This is a genomic window from Variovorax paradoxus (assembly GCA_016806145.1).
In the GTDB taxonomy this organism is placed as follows: domain Bacteria; phylum Pseudomonadota; class Gammaproteobacteria; order Burkholderiales; family Burkholderiaceae_C; genus Variovorax.
Genome location: CP063166.1, coordinates 480259 through 499682 on the forward strand (window position 1 = coordinate 480259; position 19424 = coordinate 499682).

The following is a 19424-nucleotide window of genomic DNA, read 5'->3' on the forward strand; positions in this document are numbered from 1 at the left end:
GCGAAGTTTTTGCTCAGCCCCTGCTGAGACTCGCGGCCTAGAGTGATCTCCAGGGCCGAGGGGCCGCATGTCGCGGCCATCGCGAGCCCGCATTCAAGGAGTTCGCCATGCAGATCGCATTCTTTTCTTCGCGTCGGTTCGCCCTCATCGCGGCCGCCGGCGCCGTGGTGGCGCTGGCACCGATGGTGGCCGCGCAGGCCGACGAGGCCGACGGTTCCGAGCACGCGCTGCAGTTCCAGTCGCAGCGCTCGCGCGCCGACTTCGCGCGCGACGCCGCCCAGGCCACGCAGACCGCGACCGCCTCGCCGATGCTGTCGCAGGAGACCGCGCCGCCGATGGAGCGCGCGCAGCCGGGGCTCACGCGCGACAGCGTCAGCGCGCTCGCGGCGCAGGCCGAGCGCGAGGGGCGCATTCCGTACGGCGAGGTGGGCGCGGCCGGCGAATGAATGAATGCCTTCGTGCCAGCCGGCGCGGAGCGATGTCAGAAATTCGTTGAACGTCGGCGAAGCGGCGCGCAACGCCCGCTAAGGCTCGCGTAACTCTTTACTCACGCTGCCCTCAGTCGGCCTGCATAGAGTGCGTCCAGGCCTGCCGCGCGCCCGTCGGCGCCGGCACGAGGCCGGGGACAACCTGTGACCAGGAGAACACGCATGCGCACTTCTTTCAAGCTTCTCGCCGTCGCCTCCTTCGCCGCGTTCGCGGCGACGGGCGCCATCACCGCATCGGCCCAGGAAAAGATGGACGGTTCGGACTACCACCCGCTGCAGATGAACTCGCCCGCCAGCGCCGACATCCAGGCAGCGGCCATGGCCGCCGCGCGTCCGAGCGGCACCGAGTCCATCGGCCAGTCGACCAGCGCGCCCGCGATGAATTCGGTGACGCCGGTGTCGGACATCCAGGCCGGCGCCTATGCGGCCTCGCATCCGAGCGGCACCGAGTCGATCGGCCAGTCGACCTCGGCGCCGCTGGTGAAGTCGGCCACCGGCAGCTGAGCGACCCGCGCCTCGGCGCCATGAGAAAAGGGGAGGCAGCGATGCCTCCCCTTTCGTCGTTTGCGCGCCGCGCGTTCAGTGCGTGCTGTCGCCGCTTCCGCTGCCGCCGTTGCCGCGCAGCCGCAGCCCGCGGTAGATCAGCGCGCCGATCAGGGCGCCCACGATCGGCGCCAGCCAGAACAGCCACAGCTGCTCGATCGCATAGACCGGGCCGAACAGCGCCACGCCGGTGCTGCGCGCGGGGTTCACCGAGGTGTTGGTGACGGGGATCGAGACCAGGTGGATCAGCGTGAGGCACAGGCCGATGGTCAGGCCCGCGAAGTTCTGCGCCGCGCGGCGGCCGGTGGCGCCGAGGATCACGACCAGGAAAACGGCCGTGAGCACCACCTCGATCAGCAGCGCCGACATCAGGTTGTAGCCGCCGGGCGAATGCTCGCCGTAGCCGTTGGTGGCGAAGCCGCCGAGCTGCGCGCCGGCCTTGCCGCTGGCGATCAGGTAGAGCAGGCCGCCGGCGGCGATCGCGCCCAGCAGCTGCGCCACGATGTAGGCCGCGAGCTGCGCCGGGTGGAAGCGCCCGGCCGCGGCGAGGCCGATCGAGACCGCGGGGTTGAAGTGCCCGCCCGAGATCGGGCCGAGCGCGTAGGCGCCGGTCAGCACCGTGAGGCCGAAGGCCAGCGCGACGCCCGCGAAGCCGATGCCCAGTTCCGGAAAGCCCGCCGCGAGCACCGCGCTGCCGCAGCCGCCGAAGGTGAGCCAGAAGGTGCCGATGAATTCGGCGGTCCATTTCTGCGGTGCACTGAAGTCCCTGCGTTCCATGTTCGATTTCCTCTCTTTTGATGTTCTGGATGCCAACGAAAACGCCGGGGAGACCCGGCGCGCGCGGATTCTGAAACGGGAAAGGAAGAGGAAGGCGTCGGGTGCCCGCACCGGATCGGGCAAGGCGGGCAACTGTTCACGAAAACGCCGCGGTTTTCCGCGCGGCGCCGGGGCCGCGCGGCTTCAGGGCGTCACGACGATCTTGCCGAAGGCGCCGCGCGCGAGGTGGTCGAGCGCCCGCGGCAGCGCGTCGAAGCCGTAGCTGGCGGCGATCGCGGGGCGCAGGCCGTTGGCGTCGACGGCGCGCACGAGGTCCTCGAGCGCGCGCCGGTGGCCCACGCCGATGCCCTGCACCGTGACGCGGCCCAGCACGAGGCCGTAGAACGAGGCGTCGAGCGTCGTGCCCTCGAGCATGCCGATGACCGACACCCGCGCGCCCTGGGCGCAGGCCTGCAGCGAGCGGTCGAGGTTGGGCCCGCTCGCGAGCTCGAGCACGTGCTCGGCGCCGCGCCCGCCGGTCAGGCGCCGCACCTCGGCGGGCCAGTCGCTGTCGCGCGCCAGCACGTGGCTGGCGCCGAGGGCGCGCGCGGCCTCGTGCTTGTCGGCGCTGCCCGACACCACGATGGCCCGCGCCCCATGCAGCCGCGCGATCTGCAGCCCGAACAGCGCCACGCCGCCGGTGCCGTGGATCAGCACCGTCTGGCCCGCGCGCAGCGCGCCGAGCTCGGCCAGCGCGAACCAGGCCGTGAGCCCGGCGCAGGGCAGGGTGCTGGCCTCGGCCAGCGAGAGCGACGCGGGCGCGGCCACGGCCGCCTCGGCGTCGATGACCACGTGCGAGGCCAGCATGCCCGGCCCGGGGCCGCCCGCGGGCACGGCATGGGCGGGCCAGTGGTGGTCGATCCAGCCGTTCCAGAAGGTGTTGATCACGCGCTCGCCGGGCACGAAGCGGCGCACGCCGTCGCCGACCGCCTCGACCGTGCCCGCCATGTCCGAGCCCGGCGTGAACGGCAGCGCGAGCGGCATGCCCATGCCGTCCTCGGTCATCAGCAGGTCGCGGTAGTTGAGCGCGACCGCGCCGACGCGCACCAGGATCTGGCCGGGGCCGGGCGCGGGCAAGGGCGCCCGGACCTGTTCGAGATGGGCGCGGCCGTAGGCGGGAAGTTGCCAGCGGCGCAGGGTGGTTTCGGGCATGAAGGGCCTCCGCGAAAAGAAGAAGGCCTGATGCTATTGACGCTCATCAGGCGTCGGTGGTGGATAATTTTCCGAGATTTGTTGCCTGAAATTCGCCAATGAGCCAGCGCCTGCAAGGGATCGAGGAATTCGTCGCTGCCGTCGAGGCCGGCAGCTTCGCGCTCGCCGCACAGCGCCTGCACGTCACGCGCTCGGCGGTCGCCAAGAGCATCGCGCGGCTCGAGGCGCGGCTGCACACGCGGCTGTTCCTGCGCACCACGCGCAGCCAGAGCCTCACCCAGGAGGGCCATGGCTACTACGAGCGCTGCCGCAATGCGCTGGCCGAGCTCGAGGCCGCCGAGGCCCTGGCCGACGCGGCGCGCAGCACGGCCTCGGGCGTGGTGCGGGTCAGCATGCCGGCCATGCTCGGGCGGCTCAAGATCGGGCCGCTGCTGCTGGCGCTGGCGCGCCGGCATCCGCGGCTCTCGCTCGAACTGGGCTTCAGCGACCGCCTCGTCGACCTCGCGGAGGAGGGGCTCGATCTCGCGATCCGCAGTGGCGATCTCGGCGACAGCACGGCGCTGGTCGCGCGCCTCGTGGGCATGCAGTGGATGGTGCTGTGCGCCGCGCCGTCCTACCTGGCCGAGCGCGGCCGTCCGCAAGGCATCGAGGACCTGAAGCCGCCGCACGAGGCGGTGCTCTATGCGCGCGACGGCGCGGCCTCGGCCTGGCGCTTCCATGCCGGCGATCGCGTCGCCGAGGTGCTGCTGCCGGCGCGGTTGCGCTGCGACAGCGCCGAGGTGCTGCTCGAGGCCGCCATCGGCGGCATGGGGCTCGCGCGGCTGCCGGCCTGGCTCGCGGCCGAGGCGCTGGCGGCCGGCACCCTGGTGCGGGTGTTCGACGAGCCGCGGCCCTTCGGCTTCGCGCTGCACGTGATCCGCGCGCGCAGCCGCTACCTGCCGCTGAAGACGCGCGTGGTGATCGACTGGCTGGCCGAGCATCTTCCGCCGCTGCTGGCAACCGACTGAACCCTGTCGGCGCCCGCGCGCGCCGGCGCTATCCTGGGCGCCAGCCCCCGAGGAGATCCCCCATGCGCCCCTTCGCCCTCACCCGCACCTTCGCCGCGCTCGGCGCGGCCGCCGCCCTGCTGGCCTTCGCGTCGCACGCGGGAGCGCAGGGCACGGTCAACGCGCTGTGCAGCACCGACGCCGGCTGGTGCGAGGCCGCGGCGGCCGCCTTCACGCGCGAGACCGGCATCAAGGTGCTGCAGGCCCACAAGGGCACGGGCGAGATCGGCGCCCAGCTGCGCGCCGAGGCCGCCAATCCCAAGACCGACATCTGGTGGGGCGGCACCGGCGATCCCTTCCTGCAGGCGGCCGAGCAGGGCCTGCTCGAGCCCTACCGCCCGGCCTACATCAACGACCTGCACGACTGGGCCGTGCGCCAGTACGCGCTGTCGCAGAACATGGTCGGCGGCTTCTACACCAGCGCGATGGGCTTCGGCTTCAACACCGAGCTGCTGAAGAAAAAGAAGCTGCCCGAGCCGCGTTGCTGGGCCGACCTCGTGAAGCCCGGCTACAAGGGCGAGATCGAGATCTCGCACCCGGCCACCAGCGGCACGGCCTACACCATCATCGCGGGCCTCGTGCAGCAGATGGGCGAGGACGCGGCCTTCGACTACCTCAAGCAGCTGCACCGCAACGTCACCAGCTACACGCGCAGCGGCCAGGCCCAGGCGCCCAACGTCGCCAAGGGGGAAGTGGCGGTCGGCGTGAGCTTCATCTTCGGCTTCGAGCGCTGGCGCCACGACGGCTTTCCGGTCAAGACCGCCGCGCCCTGCGAGGGCACGGGCTACGAGATCGGCGGCATCGCGCTGGTGAAGGGCGCGCGCAACAAGGAGAACGCGAAGCGCTACTACGACTGGCTCATGAGCCCCGCGGGCCAGTCCATCGGTGCCAAGGCCGGCAGCCTGCAGTCGCCGGCCAACAAGACCTTCAAGCCCGATCCGCGCATTCCCTCGATGGACGGCGTGAAGCTCATCAAGTACGACTTCCAGAAGTACGGCCAGGCGGCCGAGCGCAAGCGGCTGATCGACCGCTGGACGCGCGAAGTAGAAGCGCTGCCGCGCTGAGGCCCGCGTTCAGGGCCGCGTTCAGGGCCGCGTTCAGGGCCGCGTTCAGGGCGTGCTGGCCGTGAACCGCAGCACGCCGCTGTAGCTGCCCGCGCTGCGGCTCGCGCTGTTGGCATAGCCGAAGGTCCAGCTGGCCTTCTGCAGCGTCACGAGATTCGAGAAGCTCGTGCCCGCGACGATCGCGGCGCCGCCGATGCCGCTGGCGGGCACCGGCGGCGCGGGCAGGCCGGGGTTGCTCGAGGCGATGGTGATCTCCGACATCGGGATGGTGTGGCTGCCGTTGGACAGCGGCGTGCTCGCCTCGGCGCGGATGGCGATGGGACCGGCATTGCTGCGCACCTCGACGGGCAGCACGTGGTCCGAGGCCGTGACCGCGAAGACCGGCGCGCCGCCGGGCCAGTCCACGGCCCTGCGGCTGCCGGCCACGGGCGCGACGCCGGCCGGCGGGATCGACGGCGCGAGCACGAAGCGCACGGTGCCGACGGCGTTGCTCTGCGCCGGCCAGGGACTGGCGCCGACGCCGAAGAACAGGAACTTCTGGATCGAGAGGCTGAAGTCCAGCCTGGCCGTCGCGCGGCGCGGCACGTCGAAGCCGGACGCCGAGGTGGCCGTCTCGGCCCGCGCGGAAGCGACGAGCGCGAGGCACGCCGCCGCCATCGTGCCGCGCAGGGCCATGTGCGCCGTCATTCGAGCGTCGCCTCCACCTTGAAGCTGCCGCCCTCCCAGTCCAGCGTGCCGCCGGCCTTCACCGGATAGGCGGGCTGCGGCGCGGCGCGGCCGTCTTCGCCCTGGGGCACCAGCGCCAGCGTGCGGGTCTGGCCCGGCAGGATCGGCGTGCCCTCGGGCACCAGCGCGAAGGCACGGCCCCGACTGTCGACGGCCTCGAGGCTGCCTTCGAGGCGACCGTGCGCGTCGCCGCTGTTGGCCACGGTGATGGCGATGCGGCGCTGGCCGCCGCTGTCGCTGCTGGCGATCCGTTGCAGGTCGAGCCGCGGCTCGGCGCCGTCGAGCGCGAGGTACACGGCCACCGCGATGCGCCCCGTCACCGGCAGGCTCAGGCTGGCGCCGCCGCCCTGGATCAGCGCCTGCTGCGCGGGCTCGCTGCCTTCGATCGCGATCATGAAGCGGCACTCGCCGCGCGGCGAACCCGCGGGCGGCTCGATCTGGAAACGGTAGGCCCGGCTGCCGCGCGCGGGCAGCCGCACGCTGCGCCGCTCGAGCGCCACCCAGGGCCGGCAGCTGCCGGGCTGCAGGTCGTCGTGGTAGCTGATCCGGCCCTCGGCCGAGTAGTGCCAGTCGATGGTGCGCACCGTCACCTCGGTCGCGACCGGCGCGAGGTTGTGGAGCTCCAGCGACTGGCCCAGGCGCGTGCCGCCGCGGCCCGACAGCTCGAAGCGCGAGGGTGAGACCGCGATCTCGAACGGCGCGGCCGTCGCGCCGCCGGCGCCGGCCAGCAGCAGGACGAAGGTGGCGGCGCGCCGCCGCAGCGCGTGGGTGGGGCAAGGCTGGGTCATGGCAGGGTCTCGATTTCGAAGATCGATTCGAAGCGCAGCGCAGCCCCCGGCGGCAGCCGCAGTTCGCGCGGATCGAGGCGCAGCGTGAGCTCGAAGCTCTCGTTCATCCAGGCGGTGGCGACGGTGCCGGTCCAGACCGGCACGCGGTCGCCCGGCCGGCCGCCGGCACTCGCGAAGGCGCCGTGGCTGCGCCATTGCAGCTGCATGCCCGCGGGCGAGCGCAGGCCGGGGATGGCGGCGGGGATCACGTAGAAGATGCGCGCGCGCCGGCCGACGTAGGGCGCGGTCGCGAGCCGGTAGTCGATGCGTCCGAACGGCAGGTCGAAGCGGATGCCATCGACCGGTTGCGCGCGGCGGAAGTCGGTGTCGACCCGCGCGCGCGGCGAGGCCGAGTCGTCCAGCCGTGCGACGCTCGCGCCGGCCGGCGGCGTCAGCGCCAGCAGCAGCGCGGCGCATGGGACGATCGATGCCCGCATGCGCTTCACTCCATCGACGCCGTGAAGCGCACGGTGCCGCGGTAGTTGCCCGCGGGATAGAGGACGTCGTTGTCGTAGCTGAACTGCATTCGCGTCGCGCTGATCGCGTTCGAGCGGTAGGTGTAGCCCAGGCACAGCAGCAGCACCGGCGCCGAGCAGAAGGTCGCGTTGGCGTTGAAGCTCGCGATCTGCTGGTTGGCGCCGCCGTCGAAGCGGCCGCTCTGGATGTCGCCCGTGGCGGCGGCGCCGTTGTTGCTGGCGGTCCAGGCGATCTGGCTGAACGGGATGAGGGTGGCGCCGCAGCCGCCCGACTGGCAGGCCAGGCCGGGCGTCGAGTCGACGCGCAGCGTCACCGGCCGCGCCGTGGACGACGAATTCGCGGGCCGGAACGGCGTGACCGACACCTCGATGACCGGCGAGCCCGCCACCGGCGCCGGCGCCAGGCCGACGTTGTTGCCGGCGACGTGGAAGGCCACCGTGTCGACGCCGCTGACCGCGCCCACGCGCACCGAGATCGCATAGACCAGGCCGACGTCGGTCACCGTCGTGACGACGGCCTCCGCGGGCGCGGCGAGGCCTGCGGCCAGCAGCGCGGCAGCGAGCGGAGCCTGGGCCGGGCGGGGGCGCATCAGATGCCTTGCGCGGTGTAGGTGATGGTGTTGGTGTACGTGTTGGCGCGCCAGCCGGCCGGCGCGCCGCCCAGCGAGTAGGTCCAGGTGCCCGTGGCCACCGTGTTGGACGGGAACGCGGTCGAGGCGCAGGCGCCCAGGTTCGCGCCCGGGTGCGGCAGCGTGCCCTCGGCGGTGACCGTGAAGTTGGCGTCGGCCGGGCCGCCCGTGGCGTTCCAGGCGCCGAGCGCGCAATGGATGGTGCCGGTGCCGGCATTGGTCCAGGCGTAGACGGTGAGCGTGTCGGCGCCGGCCGCGGTGGCGACGCTCGCGGCCGGTGCCGCGCCGTTCCAGTCCACGCCGGTGTTGGTGGCGTCGGCCAGGGCCGGCGTGGGAACGGCGGGGATCTCCAGCGCCGAGCTCCAGCGCAGCGTGTCGACGGCGGTGTTGGCCGCGCCCACGCGCAGCAGGATGAGCTTGGGCACCGTCACGCTGAGGTTGACCTTGGCCTGGGCCGTGATGGTGCCGGTGCCCGCGCCGTACTGGCTTTCGGCGCGGGCCGCGCCGCCGGCGGTCAGGCAGAGGGCCGCCACGCAGAGGGCGAGCAGGCGATGGGGAAGGGCGCTGGGTTTCATGAGGGGCCTCGATGGATGAAGAAGAGCAGCGGTGGGCGGGAAAGGACCGGGTGGGGCGCGCTGCTCATTCGCCCACCCGGGTCACGGGAATCTCGGCACCGACCCGGCCGCGCAGCGGAACGCTGACCTCCACGCCGCGGTCGCCGGCCGCGCCCCAGGGCAGCGGCACGCTGTCGAGCGCCAGGCTCAGCCGGTGGCGGCCGGTCGTCACGAGCGGAAATTCGAAGCGGCCGTCGCGGTCGGTGGTGGCGCGGTAGCGGCCGTCGAGCAGGACCTCCACCTGGGCGGCGCCGCCTTCGTCGGGCTGTCGCGCGCCGTCGCGGTTGGCGTCGAAGAACACGCGCCCGGCCACGCTGCCGACGCCGGCGCCCGCGTCGGCGTCGCGCACGCCGGCGGTCTGGAAGGCCGTGCCCGCGCTGCCGTCCCAGCGCAGGTAGACGTAGGCGCTGCGGTCGTTGCTGCGGTACAGCCGTGGGCCGAGGCTCGCGGTGGGCGCCACGGCGGCGCGCGCCTGGTTGAACGAGGCCGCGAAGCCGAGGCGCCAGCCGCGGGCGAGCGCCTTCTCGGCCGTGAGCGAGCCCGACAGCCCGCGGCTGGTGTGCAGGCCGCCGCTTTGCGAGGTGTAGCGCAGGTTGCCGCCGATGTGGACGCCGCTGTCGATCCAGCACAGGAACTGCACGCCGGCCGTGGGGTAGTTGCGCGGCACGCCGCCGCTGCGGTCGCGCGCGTAGCCGAGCGTGGTGGTGAATTCGGGGCGCAGCGTCTCGCGGCCCGCGCCGATCCAGTCCTGCTCCCACTGCCATTCGTGGCCGGTGGCGGCCTGGTCGCCGAGCACGATCAGTTCGTTGCGCCGCACGGTCAGGCTGAAGCGGCTGCGCAGGCCGTCGAGGATGCGCCGCTGGTGGAAGACGCTGGCGTGGAGGCTGCGCGAGTCGCTGCCGGCGATGGTGGCGTCCGCGCTTCCGTCGTAGCGCGTGCGCTGCAGGCCCAGGCTGCCGCCGACCGAGGCATGGCGGTCGAACTGGTAGAGGAAGTTGCCGTTCGCGCCACCGCGGCTGGAGCCCGCGAGCCCGAAGGCGGCGTCGGCCCGCGTGCGTTCGTGCTCGAGTCCGGCGCCCCAGTGCAGGCGGCTGCCGCCGCGGTCCACGCGCCAGTAGGCGCCGCGCGTGCCGTCGGCCACGAGCTGGTCGCCGAAGAAGAGGTTCGGCCCGGCCGCGTGCGCGCCGAACTCGTGGCGGTAGGCCCCCAGGCGCGCGCCGGCCTCGACGAACAGGCCGCGCGAAACGCCGATGGCGACGCCCGGCGTCGGCGAGCGCGTGCGGCTGCCGATCAGCGTGGCGCGGGCCCGGAAGTCGCCGTCGCGCTCCACCTCGCCGCCCCAGCCCAGCGCGCCGGCCCCGCTCTCGACATGCCGCGATCCAACGCCCTGGCCGGTGAACGGGTCGAGGGTCCAGGTCGGGAGGTCGCGCGCCCGGCTCAGTTGCGCGGCGACGAAGCCGCTCCCGCCCACGCGCTGCGTCAGGCCGAGCCAGCCGAGCGTGCCCTGGCTGCGCTCGAAGCCCGGATAGGGTCCGCCCCGGAGGTCGCCGCGCGCGCCGAAGCCTGCGCGCCAGTCGCTATCGGCGTCGTACACACGCAGCGCGGCGCCGCGCACCGTGCTGCTGCCGAGCGAGAGCCGGTAGTGGCGCGCCAGGCCCGCGGTGAGCTCGCTGTGGAGGTCGCCCAGCGCGCTGTCGGCGAAGGTCCTGGGCGTCAGCGGAAAGGCGAGGTTGCGCAGCGTGAGGCGGCCGCTGCCCGCATCCTGCGCGTAGCCCAGCATGCCGATGCCGCCGCCCTGTGCCTCGCTGTCGCCGGTCCAGCGGCGGCCGTCGGCCTGCAGCAGCCACTCGCCGTGGTTGAGCGTCTCGCGGCGGTAGTCGATGCGCTGGCCGAACTCCAGCGCGCGCCGGCGTCCGGCGCCGGAACTGCTCGCCTCGCCGAAGCCGACGCGGCTTTCGATCGACCAGGCGCGAAAGCCCTGGGGCTGCGCGGAGGTCGCTTCGATGTCGTCCGCGAGCGCGGCGCCGGCTTCGTCGGTGCTCATGAACCGGTCCTGGTAGGCCTGCGGCGCCGCCTCGACGAGGGCCCTCAGCCGCGCCTGCTGCGCCTGCGCCCGGTCCATCGGCTCGATGCGGGCCTCGGCGGCCACGGCGGGCGGCGCGGTCTGCGCGTCGGCCGCGAGGCAGGCCAGCGCCGCCAGGCAGCCGACGCCCGGGCGGCCCCGCGGCGCCACGGCATTCCGGGCCAACCAGCGGCAGGCCACGGCAACTCCCTGGTCATCCAACAACATCGCCGTCCCTTTGGGCCCCGAGGGCCCCGGTTGAGTTGAATCGCTGCATGCGCAGCGGAGGCGATGATTGTGGTTTTTGGTAACTTTTGCTGACCAAAAACGAGGGCTTCCGGGGTGTTGCCGAATTTTTCGTAGTAAACCGTGATGGAGTGCTTGAAAACTCGGTTGCGAGCGTTGATTTTTAAAACCGTTTGCCCCAGGTAGAAAAGCTGTGTCCGGGCCGAGCCCGGACCGCCGCGCCGACATAGAATTTTTTCGATCCGACCTTTCTTTTTTCCATGGCTGATTCCTCCAACACCAAACTCCCGTTCCAGGCCGAAGTCGCGCAACTGCTGCACCTCGTCACGCATGCGCTGTACTCGAACAAGGAAATCTTCCTGCGCGAGCTGATCTCGAACGCATCGGACGCCTGCGACAAGCTGCGCTTCGAGGCCATCGACCATCCCGAGCTCTACGAAGGCCAGTCCGAACTCGACGTGCGCATCAGCTTCGACAAGGCCGCGCGCACCATCACCATCGCCGACAAGGGCATCGGCCTGTCGCGCCAGGAGGCGATCGACAACCTCGGCACCATCGCCAAGAGCGGCACCAAGGACTTCGTGAGCAAGCTCAGCGGCGACCAGAAGGCCGACGCCCAGCTCATCGGCCAGTTCGGCGTGGGCTTCTACTCGGGCTTCATCGTGGCCGACCGCATCACCGTCGAATCGCGCCGCGCGGGCCTGCCCGCCGAGCAGGGCGTGCGCTGGGCCAGCGGCGGCGCCGGCGACTTCGAGGTGGCCGACATCACGCGTGCCGAGCGCGGCACCAGCATCACGCTGCACCTGCGCGAGGATGCCGACGAATACCTCAACGCCTGGAAGATCAAGCAGATCGTCGGCAAGTACTCCGACCACATCTCGCTGCCGATCCTCATGGAGAAGGAGGAGTGGAAGGAAGGCGAGAACGACCAGCCCGGCGACATGGTGAAGACCGGCGAATGGGAAACGGTCAACAAGGCCAACGCGCTGTGGAGCCGTCCCAAGAAGGACGTCACGACCGAGCAGTACGAAGAGTTCTACAAGAGCATCAGCCACGACTTCGAGGCGCCGCTGGCCTGGAGCCACAACCGCGTCGAGGGCAGCACCGAGTACACGCAGCTGCTCTACATCCCCGCCAAGGCGCCGTTCGACCTCTGGAACCGCGAGAAGAGTGCGGGCGTCAAGCTCTACGTGAAGCGCGTCTTCATCATGGACGACGCCGAGGCGCTGATGCCCAGCTACCTGCGCTTCGTCAAGGGCGTGATCGACTCGGCCGACCTGCCGCTCAACGTGAGCCGCGAGCTGCTGCAGGAAAGCCGCGACGTGAAGGCGATCCGCGAAGGCAGCACCAAGCGCGTGCTCGGCATGCTCGAGGACCTGGCGAAGAAGCAGAAGACCGGCCCCGAGAGCGGCGAGGGCCGCATCGACGTGGGCTCGGGCGAATCGGTGCCCACGCCCGAGCCGACCGAGGCCGTGACGGACGTGGTCGACAAGAACGCGCCGACCGCGGCCGAGACCGCCGCCGCGGCGGCCGACGACGCGGGCAAGTACGCCAAGTTCTACGCCGAGTTCGGCGCCGTGCTCAAGGAAGGCCTGGGCGAGGACTTCGGCAACCGCGAGCGCATCGCCAAGCTGCTGCGCTATGCCTCGACCACCACCGATGCCGTGAGCGTGAGCTTCGCCGACTACAAGGCGCGCATGAAGGACGGCCAGGACGCGATCTACTACATCACGGCCGACACGCTGGCCGCCGCCAAGAACAGCCCGCAGCTCGAGGTCTTCAAGAAGAAGGGCATCGAGGTGCTGCTGATGACCGACCGCGTCGACGAGTGGGCGCTCAACTACCTCAACGAGTTCGACGGCACGCCGCTGCAGAGCGTGGCCAAGGGCGCGGTCGACCTCGGCAAGCTGCAGGACGAGGACGAGAAGAAGGCCGCCGAGGAGGCCGCCGAATCGTTCAAGCCGCTGCTCGAGAAGCTCAAGGAAGCGCTCAAGGACAAGGCCGAGGACGTGCGCGTGACCACGCGCCTGGTCGACTCGCCGGCCTGCCTCGTGGTGCAGGACGGCGGCATGAGCACGCAGCTCGCGCGCATGCTCAAGCAGGCCGGCCAGCCCGCGCCCGAGCTCAAGCCGGTGCTCGAGGTCAACGCCGAGCACGCGCTGGTCAAGAAGCTCGAGGGCTCGGCCCACTTCGATGACCTCGCGAACATCCTGTTCGACCAGGCGCTGCTCGCCGAAGGCGGCCTGCCGGCCGATCCCGCGGCCTACGTGCGGCGCGTGAACGCGCTCCTGGTGTGAACACGCGGCCGCGCACCCGCCTCGCGGCCGCCGGCCTTCCGGCCGGCGTGCTGCTCGCGCTGCTGGTGAGCGGCTGCTCCCACTACCAGATCGGCATCCCGATCGTGCCGGGCCTCTCGCTGGGGCTCGGCGCCACCCGGGACGGCAACTTCTCGGTCGGCCTCAACACCGGCTTCGGCCCGCTCGGCGCGGGCGTCGCGGTCAGCAACAGCGGCGCGGTCGCGGGTTCGGTCGGCATGGGCCTGGGCGTCGGCCCGGTCGGTGCCGGCGTGGGCCAGACCGTGGTGCTGCACGACCCCAACGCGGGCAAGCCCAATGCCGTGCAGCCGGGTCCGGTGACCAGCGTTGGGGCCGGTGTCGGCGGCAGCGCGGGGGGCTTCGGCGTCGCGGCCGAGCTGCCGCCCACGGGCGGTGCGCAAGCCGCGCAACCCGCGCCGGCCCCGGCGCCCGCCGCCGCGCCGGTGTCGGCCGCGCCGCGCGTCAACAAGGCCCGCGCGCCGGGCGTGCTGGTGCGCAGGAACGATCCCGCGCGCCAGGCGGCGTCCGTCCCGCCGGCACCACCCGCCGCCGCCCCCGTGCAGGTCACCTACCGCGCCCCCGAGGCCGCGGCGCCCGCGCGCGTCGGCACCAACGCGCTCGGCTCGCCGGGCAATCCGATCGCGCCCTGAGACGATGGCGACGGCACGCGTGGCAACGGTGGCATCGGCGCAGGCGGATCCATCGGCCGCCTCGCCTGATCGCCGCGCCTGGCTCGCGGGTGCCGCCGGCCTGGCCGGCGCGCTGCTGCTCGGCGCCGCACCCGCACGGGCCCAGCGCGAATTTCCCAACCGGCCGATCCGCTGGATCGTGCCCTACCCCGCGGGCGGCGGCTCCGACTTCCTCACGCGCATCGTCGGCAACCAGCTCGCGATCGACACCGGCCAGCCGGTGGTGGTCGAGAACCGCACCGGCGGCAACACCTCGCTCGGCGCCGCCGAGGTCCTGCGCGCGCCGGCCGACGGCTACAGCGTGCTGTCGGCCGACAACGGCACGCTGGTGTTCAACCCCGTGCTCTACCGCAACCTCGGCTACAACCCGCAGCGCGACTTCGCGCCGGTCACGCTGATGGGCCGCTTCCCGCTGGTGCTGCTGGTCGGACCGGCCAGCGGCGTGCGCGACGCGCGCGCCTTCCTCGAGGACGCGCGCGCCTATCCCGGCAAGATCAGCTATGCCTCGGCCGGCACCGGCAGTCCGCACCACCTCGCGATGGAACTGCTGCAGCGCCAGGCCCGGCTGCGCATGCTGCACGTGCCATACCGCGGCGCCGCCAACGCGGTGGCCGACGTGGCCGGCGGCCAGCTGCAGGCCATGATGTGCGACCTCGCCGCGTGCCTGGGCTTCATCCGCAGCGGCCGCGTGCGCGCGCTCGCGATCGCCGACCGCGTGCGCCTGCCGCAGCTGCCCGATGTGCCGACCTTCGCCGAGCTCGGCATCGACGGCGTCGAGGCGGCCGCGCTGGTGGGCGTGGTGGCGCCGGCGCGCACGCCGCCCGAGATCGTGGCGCGGCTGCAGCAGGCGATCGCAAGCGCGATCCACAATCCCTCGGTGCACCGCAAGCTCGCGGCCTATGGCGTCGAACCGGTCGGCGGCACGCCCGCGCAATTCGCCACGCTGTTGCATCAGGAGTCCGAGCGCTGGGACGGCCTGATCCGCGGGCTCAACCTGACGCTGGACTGAGCGCCGCCTTCCGGCGCCGCAACTTTGCCTGCCGTTCACACGCGGCACGCGCTTCGCCTGCTGCTTTGCACGAACTTTGCGCGCGCCTGGCGCGGGACTCACCGGCCGCTAAGAGTGCGCTTCTAGATTGGCGGCTCCCTCAGCCAACGACCGTCCACCGCCATGCCCGCACGCCGGTTCCACCAGGTCCTCTTCGTCGACGACTTCTTCCGTTCGTCCGACAACGGGCTGCACTACGTCCCCGCCAACCGGCGCTTCCTGCAGGGCTTCTTCGGCTCGGCGCTCGGCCGGCTCGGCCTGCCGATGCGCGAGATCGCGCCGCGCTCGCATGGCGGCACGATCGACGTCGCGCGCGCGATGGCGCTGCTGGGCCTGCCGGCCACGCCGGCCGGCTGGGCCCGCGCCTGCGTCGCCGACCTCGCGCCGCTGCGCGGGCTCGAGGGCCTGCCGGCCTTCGGCCCGGGCTGCCTGGTGATCGGCTGGGGCCTGACGCCGGCGCTGCAGCACTGCATCGACCGCGGCGGCGCGAGCTACCTCGACATCGAGATCGACCCGCGCCGCTTCACCGAGCACCTTCACTTCTGCGCCCGCACCAACGACGCGCGCATCCGCGCCGCGCTCGAGGCGCGCGCCATCGACGAGGAGCTGTTCTGGAACCACGCGGCCGCGATCCGCGGCCGTTTCGCGCGCCGCGGCGCAGGCGCGCTGTTCGATCCGCGGCTGCGCGTGGGCCTGTTCTTCGGCCAGAGCCTGGTCGACCTCTCGCTGGTGAGCGGCGGGCGCAGCCAGCATCCGTCGGCCGTGATCGGCGCGCTGCGCACGCTGGCGCAGGAGGTCGACCTGCTGGTCGTGAAGCCCCATCCCTACGAGCCCGCGCTGCACGACCTCGCGCCGATCGCGCGCGCCATTCCCAACGTCGCCTGGACGCGCGAGAACACCTATGCGCTGTTGTCGGCCGAGAACCTGCGCTTCGTCGCGGGGCTGTCCTCGAGCGTGCTGACCGAGGCACGCTACTTCCTGCAGCCCGTGCGCGCGCTGATCCGCGCCGACCGCAACGCGCCCGAGTGCCTGCCCGCGGCCTGCTCGCCCTGGCTGCCGGTGGGGCCCGAGCTCGGCGCGCTCGACTTCATGCTCGATGCCTGCAGCGCGCCCGGCGAGGAGGCCGCGGCCCCGCCGGCCGGCGCCGGCGCATGGCCCGCCGACGCGATCGCGCGCGCCTTCTCCACGCGCTGGGGCCTCGATGACCGCGACCCGGGCCTGCAGGCGCTGCCCGAACTCGTGCTCGGTCGCGACTACGCCTTTCGCACCGGCAATCCGGCCACGGCGTGGCTGGCCCATGGCTGGTCGGAGCCCGACGACGTCGACACCTGGAGCGAGGGCTCGCTGGCCTGCCTGGTGATCCCGCTGCCGCCCGCGGCCGTGTTCGCGCATCCGCTGCAGGGCCAGGCGCCGGCGCAGCGGCTGCGCGTGCGCATCGACTACCGCTGCGAGGCGCAGAGCACGCGCGTGGTCGCGCTGCTCGACGGCGCCATGCTGCCAGGCCAGCGCACTTCGGGCGCGTGGCGGCGCAGCCTGGTGTTCGAGCTCGTGCCCTCGCCGCAGCGCAAGTGCCTGGTGCTGCAGTTCTTCGTGGGCGAGGCGGCCGACGCGGAGGTGGCCGAGGGCGCGGACGAACCGGTCGTGCGCTCGGGCTTCACCTTGCGCCGGCTGCGCGTGTCGATGAGCCCGGCGGGCGCGGGCGATGTCGCGGCGCTGCCGCAGCCCGACACCACGACGGCACCGACCGAGCGCGCGCTCGACCGGATGCTGCGCCTGTTCGTTCAGTCGGCGCGGCGCGCGGCCGGGTAGGCCGCGTCGGCACCGGCCGCCGCCGGTTGCGCCGCGAGGCGCAGCAGCAACTGGCTCCAGGGCTGCAGCCGCTCGAGCGCCGCCTCGCGGCCCTGCGCGGCCGTGGCCTCGGTGCTCGTGCCCAGCTCGCGCGCCGCGGCCGCCACGTCGCTCGCGAACGCGGCCGCGTCGCCGCGCCACACCACCACGCGATGGTGCAGCCCGAGCTGCGCGGCGCGCTCGGCATTGCTCGCCTGCTCGGGCTGGTCGGTCAGCAGCAGCAGGATCGGCTTGCGGTAGACCTGGGCCACCGACAGCGCCGCCATGCCGGGGGCCGAGACGATGAAGGCGCTGCGCGCCGCGGTGTCGATCCAGTGGGCGTCCTGCGGCTGCCAGCCCGCGCGCCCGGCATAGCCTTCGCCCACGCAATGCGCGCCCAGGCCCGCGGCGGCCAGGCCGCGCTCGAGGCCGTCGGCCAGCGCCTCGTCCTTGAAGTGCGGGTTGAGGTAGACCGCGGCCCGCGAAGCAACGGCCGCAACGTCGTCGTTCGAGGCCACCGCCACCGGCGTCGCGAGCCGGTGCGTGCCGCGGCCATCGTGCGCCGGTGCCTCCTGCGCGAAATCGTGCGCGATGCGCGCGCGGCTGCGCCCGATCTGCCAGGCCACGATGCGGCCGAAGGCACGCGCCGTCCAGCCCGGCAGCCGGCCGCTGAAATTGCCTTCGAGCGCGCGCCGCAGGCTCGCGCCGTACACGTGCACCACCTTGTGCCGCCACGGCGGCAGCGCGCCCATGAACAGCAGCGCGGGATGGAAGGAGTCGTTGACCACCAGGTCGGCCTCGCGCAGCAGGCCGTGCAGCCGCGCGATGTCGCGCAGCATGCGCCCGGGCCGGAACACGTAGTGCGCCACGTTGCGGTCGGTCTCGCGGCGCAGCATGTTCTGCCGCGCGTCGAACTGCACCGCGTAGTGGCGCGAGAGCACGGGCGCGTCGATGCCGAAGCCCGCGAGGAAGCGCGCGCCCTCGTCGGAGGTGGTCAGCACCTGCACCTGCGCGCCGGCCGCGCGCAGCGCGTGCGCGAGCAGCTGCGAGCGCATCAGGTGGCCGCGGGCGTCGGCGGTCGCGAGGTAGAGGATGCGCGGCATGGCTCAGCCCGCGTGCGACGCGAGCCGCAGCGCCGCGCCCGCGCACCACATGCCGAGCGCGCCCGTGATGCCGAAGCCACGCTCGATGGCGCGCACCTCGTCCATCAGCTGCGCGAGCCGCGCGCGCTCGTGCGGCGCCACGCAGCGCTGCAGCGTGTGGCTGCACAGCCGCACGTGGCGCTGCTCGTCGGCCCACACGCGCGCGAGCAGCGGATGCAGCGCATGCGCGGGCCCGATCAGCGCGCAGTGGCGCTCGAGGATGCGCGAGGCCATCTGCTCGGCCGCGAGGCCGATCGCATAGGCCGGCACCAGGCCGCCGTGCGCGAAGTGCGGCGCGTGGCGGCGGATCAGCGCCTGCCAGCGCGCGAGCTTGCGCCGGCTGAACCAGTCGGGGCGCGGCTGCTTGCCGTCGACGGCACCGGCCCGTGCGCGCCCGCCGCGCTCGGCGATGGCCTCGGCGAACAGCCGCGCATGCAACTGCTCGTCGGCCAGGTGCTGGTCGAGCTGGCGCTCGAGCCAGTCGGGCGCGGCGGCGCGCAGTTCGCGCTGCAGCGCCTGCTCCGACGATTCCTCGCCAACGAGGTAGAGGCGCAGCAGCAATGCCTCGCCCGCGCGGCTCGCATGCAGCTGGCGCAGCGCGGCGCGCTTCACGCGGTGCACCAGCGCGGCCTGCAGCGCGGGCCAGCCGTGCAGCAACGGCGGCGCGAGGCTCTCGAAGCCCGGGGCCTCGGCATCGGCCTCGGCCCGCGCGTACAGCTCAGCGGCCATTCGAGCCGGCCTTCGCATCGAGCGCCACGGGCTGCAGCTGCTGTTGCTGCCAGCCGAGCACCAGCCCGAGGAAGCTGCCCTGCAGGAAGCCGCGCGCCGTGGCGTCGGCGCCGGCGAACTCGCGCTGCTGCCCGTCGTAGCGCACGAAGCCCTTGCCGCCGGCGGCGCCGATCGTGAGCTTCTCGTTCTTGCGGAAGCCGCGCTGCAGCAGCGGTTGCAGCAGCGACTGCGATTCGAGTCCGTAGAGGAACAGGTCGCGCTGCACCACCTGGCGCGGGATCTGGCCGCTGAGCGCCTGCAGCTCGAGCGACCAGTTGCCCTCGCGCATCGCCTCGGCCAGCGGCCGGTTGCGCGTCGTGACGAAGCGCGTGCGTGCCACCCACTTGACGGCCTTCGACACGCCGAGCCCGACCGTGATGTCGGCGTCGCGCGCGGCGTTCTCGCGGTTGTCGCGCACCTGCACCAGCTCGTCGGCCAGGCGCGCCGTCAGCGAGGGCTTGGCGAGCGCCTCCACGACCTGCGCGCTGCTGAACAGCACGCGCTCGCCGCCGGCCTCGCCGACCACGAGCTGCCAGGGATCGATGCGGATCTCGGAGAACTCGCCGCGCACCGGCGCATGCGCATGGCTGCTGAACGACCAGTCGTTGCCCGAGCGGCTCAGCAGCGCATGGAAGCTCAGCGGCACGCGCTGGCCGTCGGCCGTGCGGCCCGAGCCCTGCAGCACCACGTCGCCCACGATGCGCTTGCCGTCGTAGCCGCGGTCATTGGCGAAGCGCAGCGTGTGCGTGGCCTCGTCGAGCGTGGCACGGGTGTGCTCGTCATCGAGCGCGAGCCGGTTGCAGTCCTCGCCGCCCGTGGCGATGGGGCAGCCGCTGCCCGAGCGGAAGGCGAAGACGCCGCGGCCCGAGAACTCGGCCGAGGCCGCGAGTCCGGGGGCGAGCAGCGCGAGGGCGGCGAGAACGAGCAGGCGTGCCATGGTCGCGGG

At 72.9% G+C, this 19424-nt stretch carries 19 protein-coding genes; 8 read left to right on the forward strand and 11 right to left on the reverse strand.

What is annotated here, in order from left to right:
• The first annotated feature begins 107 nt into the window (after window positions 1–107).
• Both INQ48_02255 and INQ48_02260 read left to right on the forward strand, forming a co-directional pair.
• Window positions 108–446 carry a DUF4148 domain-containing protein gene (locus tag INQ48_02255; GenBank protein QRF58113.1) on the forward strand — a complete coding sequence of 113 codons (339 nt, stop codon included), beginning with the start codon at window positions 108–110 and terminating at the stop codon, window positions 444–446.
• A 204-nt stretch (window positions 447–650) separates the two neighbouring features.
• Entirely contained in the window at window positions 651–992 is a 342-nt protein-coding gene (locus tag INQ48_02260) for a hypothetical protein (GenBank protein ID QRF58114.1), read from the forward strand.
• Window positions 993–1067: 75 nt separating this feature from the next.
• Here the strand turns inward: INQ48_02260 and aqpZ are convergent, their stop codons facing one another.
• Together aqpZ and INQ48_02270 are read right to left on the reverse strand one after the other, a co-directional pair.
• On the reverse strand, window positions 1068–1808 hold the full coding sequence (aqpZ, locus tag INQ48_02265; protein QRF58115.1) for an aquaporin Z: 741 nt from the start codon (window positions 1806–1808) through the stop codon (window positions 1068–1070).
• A gap of 183 nt (window positions 1809–1991) precedes the next feature.
• On the reverse strand, window positions 1992–2999 hold the full coding sequence (locus INQ48_02270; protein ID QRF58116.1) for an NAD(P)-dependent alcohol dehydrogenase: 1008 nt from the start codon (window positions 2997–2999) through the stop codon (window positions 1992–1994).
• Between the two features lie 98 nt (window positions 3000–3097).
• Between INQ48_02270 and INQ48_02275 the strand changes: the two genes are divergently transcribed.
• Together INQ48_02275 and INQ48_02280 are read left to right on the forward strand one after the other, a co-directional pair.
• Window positions 3098–4006 carry a LysR family transcriptional regulator gene (locus INQ48_02275; protein QRF58117.1) on the forward strand — a complete coding sequence of 303 codons (909 nt, stop codon included), beginning with the start codon at window positions 3098–3100 and terminating at the stop codon, window positions 4004–4006.
• Between the two features lie 62 nt (window positions 4007–4068).
• On the forward strand, window positions 4069–5109 hold the full coding sequence (locus tag INQ48_02280; protein QRF58118.1) for an ABC transporter substrate-binding protein: 1041 nt from the start codon (window positions 4069–4071) through the stop codon (window positions 5107–5109).
• Window positions 5110–5154: 45 nt separating this feature from the next.
• Here INQ48_02280 and INQ48_02285 read toward each other — a convergent pair whose 3' ends face one another.
• From INQ48_02285 to INQ48_02310, 6 genes are all read right to left on the reverse strand, one after another.
• Entirely contained in the window at window positions 5155–5796 is a 642-nt protein-coding gene (locus INQ48_02285) for a hypothetical protein (GenBank protein ID QRF58119.1), read from the reverse strand.
• Complete coding sequence (locus tag INQ48_02290; GenBank protein ID QRF60577.1) at window positions 5793–6596, reverse strand: hypothetical protein; 804 nt, start codon at window positions 6594–6596, stop codon at window positions 5793–5795. Before INQ48_02290 ends, INQ48_02285 begins: the two co-directional genes overlap by 4 nt.
• Before the next feature lie 23 nt (window positions 6597–6619).
• The gene (locus INQ48_02295; GenBank protein QRF58120.1) at window positions 6620–7099 is read right to left on the reverse strand and encodes a hypothetical protein; all 480 of its coding nucleotides are present in this window, start codon (window positions 7097–7099) and stop codon (window positions 6620–6622) included.
• A gap of 5 nt (window positions 7100–7104) precedes the next feature.
• A complete protein-coding gene (locus tag INQ48_02300) occupies window positions 7105–7728 on the reverse strand; it encodes a hypothetical protein (GenBank protein ID QRF58121.1) in 624 nt (207 codons plus the stop codon).
• The gene (locus INQ48_02305; GenBank protein ID QRF58122.1) at window positions 7728–8342 is read right to left on the reverse strand and encodes a hypothetical protein; all 615 of its coding nucleotides are present in this window, start codon (window positions 8340–8342) and stop codon (window positions 7728–7730) included. Before INQ48_02305 ends, INQ48_02300 begins: the two co-directional genes overlap by 1 nt.
• A 64-nt stretch (window positions 8343–8406) precedes the next feature.
• Window positions 8407–10671 carry a hypothetical protein gene (locus INQ48_02310; GenBank protein QRF58123.1) on the reverse strand — a complete coding sequence of 755 codons (2265 nt, stop codon included), beginning with the start codon at window positions 10669–10671 and terminating at the stop codon, window positions 8407–8409.
• A gap of 278 nt (window positions 10672–10949) precedes the next feature.
• On the opposite strand from INQ48_02310, the gene htpG reads away from it, so the two are divergent.
• The 4 genes from htpG to INQ48_02330 all read left to right on the forward strand — a co-directional run bounded on the left by htpG (window position 10950) and on the right by INQ48_02330 (window position 16550).
• The gene (gene htpG / locus INQ48_02315; protein ID QRF58124.1) at window positions 10950–12986 is read left to right on the forward strand and encodes a molecular chaperone HtpG; all 2037 of its coding nucleotides are present in this window, start codon (window positions 10950–10952) and stop codon (window positions 12984–12986) included.
• The gene (locus tag INQ48_02320; GenBank protein QRF58125.1) at window positions 12983–13654 is read left to right on the forward strand and encodes a hypothetical protein; all 672 of its coding nucleotides are present in this window, start codon (window positions 12983–12985) and stop codon (window positions 13652–13654) included. Before htpG ends, INQ48_02320 begins: the two co-directional genes overlap by 4 nt.
• A gap of 4 nt (window positions 13655–13658) precedes the next feature.
• Window positions 13659–14702, forward strand: a complete 1044-nt coding sequence (locus INQ48_02325) for a tripartite tricarboxylate transporter substrate binding protein (GenBank protein ID QRF58126.1) — start codon at window positions 13659–13661, stop codon at window positions 14700–14702.
• Window positions 14703–14864: 162 nt separating this feature from the next.
• Window positions 14865–16550, forward strand: a complete 1686-nt coding sequence (locus INQ48_02330; protein QRF58127.1) for a hypothetical protein — start codon at window positions 14865–14867, stop codon at window positions 16548–16550.
• On the opposite strand, the gene INQ48_02335 is transcribed toward INQ48_02330, so the two are convergent.
• The 3 genes from INQ48_02335 to INQ48_02345 are packed head-to-tail and all read right to left on the reverse strand — an operon-like array spanning window position 16523 to window position 19415.
• Window positions 16523–17671, reverse strand: coding sequence for a hypothetical protein (locus INQ48_02335; GenBank protein QRF58128.1), 1149 nt, complete (start codon window positions 17669–17671; stop codon window positions 16523–16525). The two genes, INQ48_02330 and INQ48_02335, sit on opposite strands and share 28 nt — an antisense overlap.
• Before the next feature lie 3 nt (window positions 17672–17674).
• Window positions 17675–18439, reverse strand: coding sequence for a hypothetical protein (locus INQ48_02340; protein QRF58129.1), 765 nt, complete (start codon window positions 18437–18439; stop codon window positions 17675–17677).
• Window positions 18429–19415: a hypothetical protein gene (locus tag INQ48_02345; protein ID QRF58130.1), complete on the reverse strand. Its 987-nt coding sequence runs from the start codon at window positions 19413–19415 to the stop codon at window positions 18429–18431. The genes INQ48_02340 and INQ48_02345 overlap by 11 nt, the downstream gene beginning before the upstream one ends.
• Between the last annotated feature and the right edge of the window lie 9 nt (window positions 19416–19424).